This is a genomic window from Acaryochloris sp. IP29b_bin.148, from assembly GCF_028285565.1.
In the GTDB taxonomy this organism is placed as follows: Bacteria; Cyanobacteriota; Cyanobacteriia; order Thermosynechococcales; family Thermosynechococcaceae; genus Acaryochloris.
In genome coordinates, this window is the sequence record NZ_JANQOY010000028.1 from 40554 (window position 1) to 52559 (window position 12006).

General features: G+C 48.2%; 10 protein-coding genes. 2 read left to right on the top strand and 8 right to left on the bottom strand.

Features of this window, described 5'->3' with window-relative positions; translation table 11 throughout:
• Positions 1–3: 3 nt before the first annotated feature.
• The 4 genes from Q0986_RS02750 to Q0986_RS02765 form a co-directional block, all read right to left on the bottom strand.
• On the bottom strand, positions 4–1605 hold the full coding sequence (locus Q0986_RS02750) for an HlyD family efflux transporter periplasmic adaptor subunit (protein ID WP_299403327.1): 1602 nt from the start codon (positions 1603–1605) through the stop codon (positions 4–6).
• A complete protein-coding gene (locus Q0986_RS02755; RefSeq protein WP_299403330.1) occupies positions 1602–4556 on the bottom strand; it encodes a peptidase domain-containing ABC transporter in 2955 nt (984 codons plus the stop codon). Before Q0986_RS02755 ends, Q0986_RS02750 begins: the two co-directional genes overlap by 4 nt.
• Positions 4553–5305 (bottom strand): peptidylprolyl isomerase, encoded by a 753-nt coding sequence (locus Q0986_RS02760; protein WP_299403333.1) that lies wholly within the window; start codon positions 5303–5305, stop codon positions 4553–4555. The genes Q0986_RS02755 and Q0986_RS02760 overlap by 4 nt, the downstream gene beginning before the upstream one ends.
• Before the next feature lie 830 nt (positions 5306–6135).
• On the bottom strand, positions 6136–8529 hold the full coding sequence (locus tag Q0986_RS02765; protein ID WP_299403336.1) for a calcium-binding protein: 2394 nt from the start codon (positions 8527–8529) through the stop codon (positions 6136–6138).
• Positions 8530–8668: 139 nt separating this feature from the next.
• Here Q0986_RS02765 and Q0986_RS02770 point away from each other — a divergent pair, with 139 nt between their 5' ends.
• Positions 8669–8923: a hypothetical protein gene (locus tag Q0986_RS02770; RefSeq protein ID WP_299403339.1), complete on the top strand. Its 255-nt coding sequence runs from the start codon at positions 8669–8671 to the stop codon at positions 8921–8923.
• A 335-nt stretch (positions 8924–9258) separates the two neighbouring features.
• Here Q0986_RS02770 and Q0986_RS02775 read toward each other — a convergent pair whose 3' ends face one another.
• On the bottom strand, positions 9259–10155 hold the full coding sequence (locus tag Q0986_RS02775) for an alpha/beta fold hydrolase (RefSeq protein ID WP_299403343.1): 897 nt from the start codon (positions 10153–10155) through the stop codon (positions 9259–9261).
• Between the two features lie 378 nt (positions 10156–10533).
• Here Q0986_RS02775 and Q0986_RS02780 point away from each other — a divergent pair, with 378 nt between their 5' ends.
• Positions 10534–10830: a hypothetical protein gene (locus Q0986_RS02780; protein WP_299403346.1), complete on the top strand. Its 297-nt coding sequence runs from the start codon at positions 10534–10536 to the stop codon at positions 10828–10830.
• A 15-nt stretch (positions 10831–10845) separates the two neighbouring features.
• On the opposite strand, the gene Q0986_RS02785 is transcribed toward Q0986_RS02780, so the two are convergent.
• From Q0986_RS02785 to Q0986_RS02795, 3 genes are all read right to left on the bottom strand, one after another.
• A complete protein-coding gene (locus Q0986_RS02785) occupies positions 10846–11094 on the bottom strand; it encodes a hypothetical protein (RefSeq protein ID WP_299403349.1) in 249 nt (82 codons plus the stop codon).
• 89 nt (positions 11095–11183) lie between these two features.
• Positions 11184–11609 (bottom strand): tetratricopeptide repeat protein, encoded by a 426-nt coding sequence (locus tag Q0986_RS02790; RefSeq protein WP_299403352.1) that lies wholly within the window; start codon positions 11607–11609, stop codon positions 11184–11186.
• A gap of 11 nt (positions 11610–11620) precedes the next feature.
• Positions 11621–11977 (bottom strand): iron-sulfur cluster assembly accessory protein, encoded by a 357-nt coding sequence (locus Q0986_RS02795; protein ID WP_299403356.1) that lies wholly within the window; start codon positions 11975–11977, stop codon positions 11621–11623.
• Positions 11978–12006 lie beyond the last annotated feature (29 nt).

Below are 12006 nucleotides of genomic sequence, written 5' to 3' on the forward strand. Positions count from 1 at the left end.
GGTCTAGCGCAAGTGTTTGATGCCATCGGCTTCCTTGGAGAATCGATCCGTAATTAAGCTAATCACAGGTCGCTTGCGCACCTGGATATTGACGCTAATGGACATCCCTGACTGGAGCGCTAACTTGCGCCCTTTCGTCTCCAAGGTTTGCGAATCTAATTTTACAGTCGCTGGAAAGCTGTAAAACTGTCTGACTTCAGTCGGGGGCAAGGCATCGGAACCAATCGATTCTATGGTGCCTTCAATATCCCCATATTCGCTGAAATTATAAGAATCGACCCGAACATCTACAGGCATTCCTGTCTGTACAAAGCCAATATCTTTATTCGTGATATAGACTTTGGCTGTCAAGCTATCCGCGGGCACAATTTTCAAAATAGGTTCGCTGGCATTAGCGACAAAACCAGGCGAACTGGGCTGTAGATCAAACACCACGCCATCCACTGGGGCTGTTAACTCTTGAAAGCCGAGGGTCAGATTGGCCTGCTTTATTCGGTTATCGAGATCTGCGATCGCACGTTGATTCTCAACCATCGCTTTGGTCAATTGACTATCAATTTCCGTGACTTTTTGAGCATTGAGCGCAATGCGATCCAGTAAATCTCGCTGGTTAGTGGCAGCGGTGTTAGCAGTTTGAGCTTCCGCCTGCACTTTCTCTTGATTAATTTGCTCCATTTGACGGAGCAAACGCAGCTTCTCTTGCTGGAGGCGAGAGGCTTCAGCAGCCCCCGTTTGTACCTCATCTTGCTGTTGCTTAAACTGAATGCGAGAAATCGCCCCCTTCTTATAGGCTGCCTCAATATCCTCAACAATTTCTTGGTTCAGCTTCAGGGTCTCCTGAACACTCTCCAGCTGGATCTTGTTTTGCTGCAGTTGCACTTCAATTTGACGCAGCTGCTTTTCTGATTGCAGCACCTGGGCTTGGGCCGCAGCCACACTACTAGACCCTTGAGCCAAACCCGACTGCAGTCGTAAGCGTTCTTCCTCAGAGAATTTTTTGAGTTCCTTGGCTCCGCTTAATTGGGCTCGGTACAGCTTGTTCTCAGCAACAAGGGCTTGGCGATCGCGGGTGGAATTGATGAGTTCTGGATTAATGATGTCAGGAAGCGAAGCATCTGTATTGCCCTGCAACTGCTGTCGATAGTATTCATTCACCTGCACCAGATTTTGGCGCTGCCGCTTTAGGGAGTTAATTTCAGATTTGGTCCCTTTGCGATTGAGGACAATCAGGACGTCCCCTTTTTTAACGGATTGTCCCTCTTCAACCAAAATTTCGTCCACAACGCCAGCAACGGGAGATTGGATCGCTTTTACGGTTCCCTTCGGTTCTAACTGGCCACTGGCCGGAATGGCTTCTTCAATTTCAAATATGCAGGCCCAGGCCAGCGCTGCCGCTGCTGCCCCCACAATGCCCCAAATAATGGCTCTAGACCATGTGGGCGATTGTTGGAGAAGGACAGGTCGATCAAAAGGTGTTTCTTTTTTCTTCTGTTGGACCTTCGTCAAAGGCACCACGTTGGGTGCAGCATCAGGGGGGCCAGATGAATTAACGTTTACCTTTGTTTTTTGCTGATCCTCACCTGAAAAGTCTCGCATACTCGTCATGATTGCGTCTCCTGTTGCTGGTACAGCCAGTAGTAACGTCCTTTTTGCTGCATAAGTTCTGTATGGGTGCCTTGCTCAACGAGTTGACCTTGGTCCATCATTAAGATCATATCCGCAGATTCCAAGGTTTTGAGGCGATGGGTAACAAAGAAAACGGTGCGATCGCCAAAGGCTTCTGCCAGATTGAAACAGACTTGGCGCTCAGCATTGTAATCCAGCGCACTCGTGGCCTCATCCAGAATAATAAGCTGGGGATTTTGTAAGACCATCCGTGCGATCGCAATTCGCTGCCGTTGCCCCCCCGATAGAGACGAACCGCGCTCGCCGACGCGGGTGTTATACCCCTGCGGTAGCTCCATAATAAAATCATGGGCATAGGCCACCTTGGCCGCCCCCACAATCTCTTCTGCGGTCGCATCAGGTGCGGAGAGGGCAATATTCTCTTGCACTGTGCCATCAAACAGCAAGCTGTCTTGCAGCACCATGCCAATTTGGCGACGCAGGGAGTAGAGTTCAACCTTGCTAATATCATACTGGTCGACCAGGATCCGGCCACTGTTCGCTGGATACAACCGCATCAATAATTTCATCAACGTGCTTTTACCCGATCCACTCTGACCCACAATCCCCACAAAGGTTTGAGGCGGAATATCCAGAGCAACCTGTTGCAGCTGCATCGGTCCAGTCTCTTTAAAACGGAAGGACAGATCGTCAAACTTCACTCCCCCTTGAATTAAGGGCATAGGAATCAAGTCTCGATCCGCTTCGGTCACTTCCTGGGGATAATCCAGAATGTCGCTTAATCGCTCTAGGGACAGGGCCGTTTCCTGGAAGTTTTGCCAGAGTTGGATCAATCTCAGCAGTGGTCCGGTCGTATATCCCGCAATAATCCGAAACGCAATCAGTTGCCCGACTGTAAGCTGCCCTTGAATAAAGAGATAGGCTCCCACCCACAGTAATAACAAACTCGATAACTTATTTAAAAAGCCACTCATGGATCCCGCTGTGGTGGATGCCACAACGGCCTTAAACCCAGAGCTAACATAGCGAGCATAGCGGTCTTGCCATTGCCATCGAGACTTCAGCTCAATATTTTGGGCTTTGACCGTTTGGATCCCAGAGACCACCTCCACGAGATAGGATTGGGTCCGGGCATTTTCTTCGGCTTTACTCCGAGTTAAGCGGCGAATAATCGGTGCAAAAATTAAGGTCAATACGGCGAACAAAGGCACGGTTGCCAAGGCCACAATGGTCAGCAACCAGCTATAGAACACCATGACCACGATATAGACCACCGAGAACACCGCATCTAACACCACGGTGAGTGCGGTGCCGGTCATAAATTTGCGAATATTCTCTAGCTCATTCACCCGAGTCGCGAGTTCACCCACAGGCCGCCGGTCAAAATACCGTAAGGGTAAGCGCACCAGGTGATCGATCACCTCGGCCCCCAAGGTCATATCAATCCGGTTGGTGGTATCCACAAATAGGTACGTGCGGAAGCTGCTCAACAAGGCTTCAAAAATCGCCACACCCACCAACAACAGACCTAAAACATTCAGTGTCCCTAGGGCGGCTTGAGATAACACTTTGTCGATAATGACTTGGGTGATCAGAGGATTGGCTAATCCAAACAGTTGGACAAAGAATGAGGCTACCAGGACCTCAATCAACACCTTCCGATGTTTCTTAATCGAGGGCCAAAACCAACTGAGATTAAAGTGGCTTTGGGGGGTCTCATGGGTCCGCTCTAAGAGTAAAACCTGAATCCTGTCACCAAAGGATTCCAAAAAACTGTCGGGATGCTTACGGAGCAAGGTTTGTTCGGGTACCGCAAACACAATCTCTTGGGCACTCGTTGCATACACTAGGGCCAAGCGATCTTGCCAGTTAATTAGGGCTGGCGTTGGCAATCGCGGAAACGCAGAAGCAGGGGTTTCTACAAGCTGTGCCCGTAATCCCATAGATTCCGAAATTGCACCATAAACGGGCAGCGAAATCCCTGGACCATTGCGATCGGTATGATTTTTGAGAATACGGCGGATCACATCTTTCCGAAACGGCAAGTTGAGATGCAATGCCAACATTTGAAAGCAGGCCAGCGGAGCATCAACTGGACCTCGACCAGCCTTAAAGGGGTATTTCCCTTTTTTAATTGGTGCATCTTCCACCGCAGGTAGCAGCGGAGGGGCTTCAGGAATCTCTTCCAGAATGGGTTGAGAATCAACAATGGGTTGTGGTTGGATCGATTTTGTGGGCTTAGGGGGGGCCAAACCGATCAGCCGCAGCTTTTCGGACCGAGAGATTTTGCCATGGAGCTGCTCTAAGCAAGCTTCTAAAGACTGACCAATTTCGAGATCAGGCACAGTCCCACCACTGACATACCACTGCAGATGGGGTTGTAGCTGATCAATCGAAATATCTCGGATTGCGCTAGTTTTCACTAAGCTATCCGTCATGGTCTGTTCCGCTAAAGATTTCAGATCAGTTGAACCATCTGCCCGGATCAACAGATGTTGACCTAACACATCAAAGGTTTCTAGGATACTGGGTTGCTGATCATAAACTTGAGCAATAGCGGGTTCATGCGCCAATAGTTCCAGAAAAGTAGCAGCGGGTAACTTGAGACCCACCGTTTCCACAGATGCAATCGCCGTTTCACAAGGCGTTTGCCGAACAAGGCTGATCCAACCCACGGCAGCACCAGGTCCTAGTAGACTCAGTGTAATCGGTGTTTCTGTGCGCGGATCGTACCCCAGCAGGCGCACCTGCCCCTGATAAATCAGCGTAAAATCCTGGGGCATGGCCCGATTGGTTAAAATCGGTCGTCCCAAAGGATAGCGCAGCGCTTGAAACTCCTGAGCTAACGAAGATAAGACAGAGTCTGACAGTTGATCAAAACCTGGCAGATCTTTAAGGAAAGATTCGACCGAAAGGATGGCAGAAGTCATGGTGCTTGCACAGAAACAGTAATAGCGTCATTAGCAACGGATGTGGATTGGAGTTGCACTTGCAACCAGTCATTAAAACGCTGATTCAGCAACTGTTGCCGTAGCGTGTCATCGAGTTGAGCAGAAATTAATTTTTGCAAACTGACAATCACAAACCACTCGCCTAACCGAATGGGGGGACGCACTTGACCCGGCTGGGCATTGGAGAGAATTTTGGTAAGGGTCGGGTGTAAATTTGATGCAGGAACCGGCCCAATCAACCCCCCAGTCTGAGCTTCAGGACCTTGTGAATATTGAGTGGCCAACTCAGAAAAGGGCTGTTCCCCTGCTTGAAGCCGAAAATAGAGTTCCTGAGCCACTTCAGCACTAGCGACTCGAATAAGTGAGTAGACGTATTGATCAAACTGACCTTTTTGCTGGAGGAAATCTGACTCTACCTGATTGTTCCAAGTCTGATACTTAAACTTTTGCAGTTTTACCTGTCGTTGTGCCTGAAGTGCCAGTTGCTCAGGCGTCATGCGAAAATGCTTAAGCCAAGCTTGCTTCTGGTTCTCATCCGCAATTTGATGTTGGCGATAGAATTGCTCAACGGCCTGCGCGGCCTCCTCAGGGCTCAGCGTCATATCTTGAGTCGCTTGGTCAATAATCAATTCTTTCAGCAACTGAGGGAGAAGCTGATACTGCCCAAGGAAGGGAATTAAATCAGAGGATTGAAGAGTTTTATCCACAAGCGGCAGAGCAGAGATCATAATCAAAAATACTCTTAATCTAGAGGGTTATTCAAGTCTATGGAGCAAGTCGGAGACCATATTCATAAGACCAGATGAAGCGGTGGACATGTGCAAAGTATAGTTACCATACCCTTCTCGCGAGAAAGATATGACGTATGTGGAATATTTTCATCATCGTAGAATTATCTACCCAGTCCTTCCTTGCGGTATAAATCCGTATATTTATAGTGGATCTTAGGCAAGTCGCAGACATAGCATAGGCTGAAACCTTTTTTCAGTAACACTTTCGTGGTTGTCGCTATGTTCCTTGTAATCCGAGATCTGTTATGCAGTAACTCGCTGATGACTTTATTTACTTTCAGCAGGAACCGTAACATCCCATAAATTTATTTCTCCAAGGCAAATAGTTCTTTTATGTTTTACAGTTTATATAGAATTGTATTGATGATAACAATCAGTTTTAAATTTCTATTGATACCCTTCTCTTCCGCCTAGTTAATAACTGATAAAGCTTTCAGTTTTATTGTAGGTATTTCTAATCCTATTACTGCCTTGAATAAAACACTGCATGAATCATTGATAGTCTCAGGTAGATGATCAGCAATCAACGCTATTTTCTTAAAGTCAATCTCTTTAACAGATCAGGGATTGCAGTGAACAATGATTGATCCGTGCATCAGTAAATAGGTATAAAGCAGCTCCCAGATGCATCCATCAGAAAGGTTAGGTAATCTGTGCGCAATGTTGATTGAGTAGATTAGGGTACAATTGCTCGATTGCAGAATCACCCGATCAGCGAAGCCGATAGAACGTATGAGCGGCAGACTCTGAGCCTGCCGCTATCCTGCTTACAGGATAAAGTTATCTGCTGTTAAGTCATTTACACTGACATTGACCAGGAAGACCGAATCGTTATTGCCCAGATCAATCAAGGTGCTAGTGCCTACCTGAGTAGCAGCACCGCCTATCCCTAAAATCTCATCGATATCACTAAACACAGCGCTTAAATCGAGAACATCACTCTCATGAACGCTTGAGATTGAAAAATCTAGGATGAAATCAGTTCCTGAATTCGTGCCAAAGACGAAGGTATCTTGGCCATTGCCACCCACGAAGTTCTCATTCTGACGGCTCCCAATCAAAAGGTCATTACCCCCACCCCCATCAATGACGCCATTCACGGTTCCTTCAGCACCGTTAAAGATATCGTCAAAATTGCTCAGGGTCGCATCACCATTGATTTCACCTTGGTTATTGATGGTGATTCCAGTAGTCGCTGCACTCGCATCAATGGCAGCGGCTCCACCGGTAAGGGTACCTCGGTTATTCAATGCACCCTTGAGCGCTCCACTAATGTGGACTCCAATCTCATCTGCGGCAATCAAACCTGAGTTATTGATGTCGCCATCCAGCGTCACCCCAGCTTGAATATCGATGCCGTCATCAGTTCCTAAGATCCGCCCTCGATTATCCAAGTCACCCGCAAAGGTGGTGGATCCCGTCACACTCGTAAACAGACGTATACCATCGCCAGCCTGATTACCTGTGCCATCACCACGGCCTCGGATAATACCGTCATTACGGAGAGAGGCTTCGACAATATCGCCATCTTGATCGCCGGTTTGCAAGGAAACACCAGCACCGTTATTGCCTTCACCCGCATCAATCAACCCTGAACGTCCATTCAAGATGGAATACGCTTCTGCGGTAGAGTCGGCGTAAACGGTGCCATTCCGCTGATCACCCGTACCCAGAATGTGGCCAAAGTTACGCAGATCAACGCCTGAGCCATCAATATTAACGGCTCGACTTCCGCTTTGAATGATGCCACGATTAATCACCGTGGCATCATGCTCTGCATCCCCAAAATACAAGCCATTTTGAGCGCCATCAATCAGTCCACCTCTGGCGTTGGTCAAGGTCCCTTCATAAGCTAGACCATCTGAAAAGCGAACCGCTGCAGTGGCTCCTTGGGTACTCTCGGATAAAATATCGCCTCGATTCACAATATTGCCTCGATAGATGGTTCCTCCACCATCAACCCCCGAGAAAATTCGTAGACCATCTCCTGCTAAGCCTAAGTTAGCTGCTGCTTGACCGCGACCTTGAATCGTTCCCCGGTTGACCAGCGTTGCATGGACAACATCACCCACAACGTCGCCCGTCTGCAGGGCAATTCCTGCACCTTGGTTGCCGATCCCTGCGTCAATAACGCCGTTTCGGCCATTCACAATTCGGTAGTTCTCAGCGGTAGCATCTGAGTAGACGGTGCCATTTCGCTGGTCATCTGTACCCAGAATTTGACCAAAGTTCCGTAGATCAACCCCCGAACCATCGATATTGACGGCCCGACTGCCACTTTGAATGGTGCCAAAATTGCGAAGGGTTAGATCATGGTCTGCATTGCCAATATACAAACCATTGCGAGGCCCCTCAATCAGGCCATCCCGGCCATTAACAATCTGTCCATCAAAGCCCACACCATCTTCGACCACTAGGCCACCGAGGAAACCGACATTGACTTCAGCAGTAATCGCACCGTTATTAATCACGGATCCACTCACGGACGTCTCGGGTTGACCGGAACCGTTAAAAAAGCGAAGACCGCTCGATCCATTCGCTGCAACTCGGGTGCCATCAGCAAAGACAGCTGAGCCATCGCCCCGACCTTGGAATAAACCATGATTGACGATATGAATGCGCTCACTGGTAGGGTCACCTGCAGCCCCCACCTGCACTGAAACAGCATCTCCAAGATTGCCTTTTCCCGCATCAATAATGCCAGAACGCTGGTTGAGAAGCCTAAAGTGATCAACCGTGCCATCCACATATAGAGTTCCGTTTCGCTGATTGTCAGTGCCCAGAATCGAACCAGAATTGATGACGGTGCTGCCATCTCCATCGCTGATATCCACCGCTCGGCTATCGGATTCAATGGTGCCTCGATTAAGCAACCGGAAACGATTGCCAGTGGCACTGACGCCATTAACGCCCCCATCGATCAGACCTTGATTAAAGACGGTGCTGGCCACACCATTGGCTTCAATCGCAGTTTGATTGCTGTCGATAGAGGCATCCTTTTCGACAACAACCCTGTTGAAGCCCCCCTCTGTAACAACGCTATTGTGATCACCGGTTTGTAAGTGTTGACCCGAGCGGACGCGTAAAGATTCACGAAATTCATCCAGCACCACAGGCTCGTTTCCTGAATCACTATCATTGATCACGTTGACATTAGACATGGTTGTATCTCCAGAATTTTTCTAGACAAATGGTTCATCACTCGGACGACTGTGAATCATCAATAGGGGCAGTAAAGTCGGCGATACTGCACTGTCCTCCAAGGAAGGCAGCACGATCCAACCGAGCAGATCAGTACAAGTGATTCCTGCTAGGCATATCGAAACTAGAAGAGGCAGGTGGGTTCAGCTCAGCGGAGAAGCCTTGCCTGGATTTGAAAAAGACGTCAACTCACGAGCCATGAGACCAGGGAGTGTGATTCAAATCAAGCTTATGTATTTCAATGACCTTACTGCTTTGACAATAGAGGATCTAAAAAGTAAAAATACCTCACTTTTTATCTCAGCTTTTCTCAGCCAAATTAAAAATTCTTTTCCTGAAAATCCTTTCTCATAAGGCTTTCAGGATTCTCATGTTTCTTTCATTTATCCCTTGGCTGCAACTCAGATCAATTCAGAAATTAGCTACAAAAAATATTTATTTTTGAAAATTAAAAACTTGGTTCACCATTGATGGACTTTATTACACTAAATTCCCTGTCAAATTGCCTCACTTTTTGTCTCAGTTGCTCCAGAACAGTGAACAGCTTGTTTGGGAGAAGAAGTGCGATGGTCGAAGGCCGGAGGAGTCCATCGCGCCCCACCCCTAATACTGACAAACCTGCGCAGGACAGTCGCTGAACTCCAGGACAATCACCAGCGCAGGTGTCAAAACTATTGCTACTACTGTTTCTACTGGGCCGTCAGCTGCTGCTGAATCCAACGATGTAGCTCAGCATTGATCACGTCAGGACGCTCGTCATGGGGACAGTGCCCTGCATCCACTAAGACTAGTTCAGCTGCTGGGTAAAACTGCTGGAATTTTTGGGCTTTTTGGGGTGTCATCCACGGATCGGCTGCTCCCCATAGCAAAAACAAGGGGCGGTCCAAGCTTGGTAGCAACTGATCGAGCTTGCGGCCAGGTGGCGACTTAAACACGCCTGCAAACACGCCTCGTGCGCCCTTATCTAAGGACGGTCGATAGATTTCTTCCACCAAACGATCTGTGACTGCCGATTGATCCTTATACAACTGGGATAAGGCTTTGCGGATATTTTCTGGCTTGCGCATACGGTTAAACAAGAAGTAGCTCATCACGTTGATTACAGGACGAGATCGCATCACTTTTTGCCGCCGCGCTTGCCACTGCTGCCGCCAAGCTGGCAATTCCGGTTTAGGCTCAACGTCTGTAAAGGATCCAGCACAGTTGAGCAACACTACCCCTCTGGTCCAGCCAGGACAATCCACTCCAAAACAGAGACTGGCATAGCCGCCGAGGGAATTCCCGGCAATAAACACCGGCTCCTGAATCACTTCTTCACAGAAGGCCTGGATCTGGGCTCGCCATAAATCACCGGTATAGTCCATATTTGGCTTTGCCGAGCGGCCAAACCCCAACATATCCACGGCCCATACTCGGTAGTCGCGAGAGAGTACCTCAATATTTTTGCGCCAGTGATCGGTAGAGGCCCCAAAGCCATGCAACAAGACCACACAAGGACCTTGTTCTCCCTGCTGAACGTAATGAATTCGCCATCCCTGCCACTGCCAATACTGAGCGGTTGGAGTTTGTTCTAATGCAACTGTCACAATTCGGTCCTTGAAAAATGTTGAGTGAATCGGGTCGGGGCTGGCTGCATCCACAAACCACATAGGTCAGATGTAACAGTCTATGCTTGCAGCAATGCTGGCATCCCTCTTTTTTATGAATACACTAAATTTTTATGCTTGTGTTTCCTAATCATCTAGACAAGAAGGGAGAATCTAGGTCTGTGGGGTCAGCCACTTCTCAGTTGATCCCCACATCGATCACAGACTGGCCATAAAGTTGTCATTTAGGCTAGGAATGACTTAGATTGTTACAGAACCAAACCTTGAGAATCCATTTAGGTGTAACGCTGAACTGCCCCATTTTTGTACAATAAAAGTGTTTAAGAGAATGTTAGTGCTCAAGTTCAAACCATCATCATGCTGTCTCCAGATGAATTAATTGGCCAAAAAGTATGGGTAAACGTTGAGCGGGATCCCGATTATCCTAATCTTGATCCCTATCGTGTTCAAGCGGAAATCACTCAACCCACTTCTCCTCCCTGGTTCTTTGCTCGCTACCAAGATCCCCCCCAACGGATTTATGAAACGGGGAAGTGGTTAACCCTATACGAAGCTCAACAAGCAGTTCTGACCGATCCCGTGATCGAGTACGACGACTGGAATGATGAAGACGATCTAGACGAAATGTCATCCGACCGATTCGAGCGTCTTTAGTGTCCCAACCCACCCTTACTCTTGAGAAGACGGCATCCGCTTGCGGATCTGGCTAATGATGCCTGTAAGGATAGAGCCTGCCATCACTAAGCCAATTGCAGGTTGGATGACCTTGGGCCAGAGGCTATACCAGACATCGAACCCTAATGGAATGCCCAGCTGTCGTCCTGCCAGCCCGACGAGAAACCAGACAAAACAGAAGATCACGAAAAACACGTCGATCATCAGGACATTGTTAATGCCATTGATGAGTTTTTCTAACATAGCCCTCTCTAAACTTTTTTGACTGCAACAACCGCAGACATCAGTGCGACCGATCGCTGATGCCTCTCCTATCTTTTCATAAAGGGCAGCTACCCATCAAAGACCCAAGCCTGGACTCGCTCTAAACTGGCCCAGTTTGGCTTTCGCTTCAAGCCATCGTCAAAACTTTCTTGGAGTTCGTCCCGCAGCTCTGGAATCGCCATTGCAATTTGCTGAGCAATCTCCACATGCTTACGAACGCCTTTCTGCCCCGTTTCTAGCATGGCGACCGCCAAATTTACCCGCGCTTGCGGATCTTGAGGGTTGAGCTTTACTGCTTTTTGGGCTGCTTTTAAGGCCGAATTATATTTATCGGCTAATAGATACAGCCAGGCTAAGCAGGTCCAGGCGGGGCTACTTTTACGGGCGCGATCGCAAATGTCCTTAAAGACAGGAATTAAATCTTCAGCAGGCTCTCCGGCTTGGTAACGATCTAAGGCTTCCTTAAAGACATCGTCGAGGGTAGTGTCAGTCATTCCCAAAAATCCTAGGCAGAGAAAGACGTTCCACAACCGCAGGTCTGCGTTGCATTGGGGTTGGTGAATTGAAATCCACCGCCAATCAAGGCATCACTGTAGTCGAGAACCAAACCATAAATATACAGCATACTCTTGGGATCGGATACGACTTTAAAGCCGTCGTAATCAAACACCTCATCTGAGTCCTGAATATTATTGGGATCTTCAAAATCCATCGTATAGGACATGCCAGAACAGCCTCCGCCTCGAACCCCCACTCGTAAGCACAGATCTGTCCCTTGCTTCTCGCGTAATTCCAATACATGCTTCAAGGCATTGTCCGTCATCATAATGCCGCGTTGTTGAGACTGAGTTGCTTCTGCCATGGGTTCACCTATTCCTTCTGCAAATCAAT

What these genes read in the sequence shown, in the direction of transcription:
- Q0986_RS02750 (WP_299403327.1), bottom strand. Translation starts at nt 1,605, where the DNA reads ATGACGAGTATGCGAGACTTTTCAGGTGAGGATCAGCAAAAAACAAAG.
- Q0986_RS02755 (WP_299403330.1), bottom strand. Translation starts at nt 4,556, where the DNA reads ATGACTTCTGCCATCCTTTCGGTCGAATCTTTCCTTAAAGATCTGCCA.
- Q0986_RS02760 (WP_299403333.1), bottom strand. Translation starts at nt 5,305, where the DNA reads ATGATCTCTGCTCTGCCGCTTGTGGATAAAACTCTTCAATCCTCTGAT.
- Q0986_RS02765 (WP_299403336.1), bottom strand. Translation starts at nt 8,529, where the DNA reads ATGTCTAATGTCAACGTGATCAATGATAGTGATTCAGGAAACGAGCCT.
- Q0986_RS02780 (WP_299403346.1), top strand. Translation starts at nt 10,534, where the DNA reads ATGCTGTCTCCAGATGAATTAATTGGCCAAAAAGTATGGGTAAACGTT.
- Q0986_RS02785 (WP_299403349.1), bottom strand. Translation starts at nt 11,094, where the DNA reads ATGTTAGAAAAACTCATCAATGGCATTAACAATGTCCTGATGATCGAC.
- Q0986_RS02790 (WP_299403352.1), bottom strand. Translation starts at nt 11,609, where the DNA reads ATGACTGACACTACCCTCGACGATGTCTTTAAGGAAGCCTTAGATCGT.
- Q0986_RS02795 (WP_299403356.1), bottom strand. Translation starts at nt 11,977, where the DNA reads ATGGCAGAAGCAACTCAGTCTCAACAACGCGGCATTATGATGACGGAC.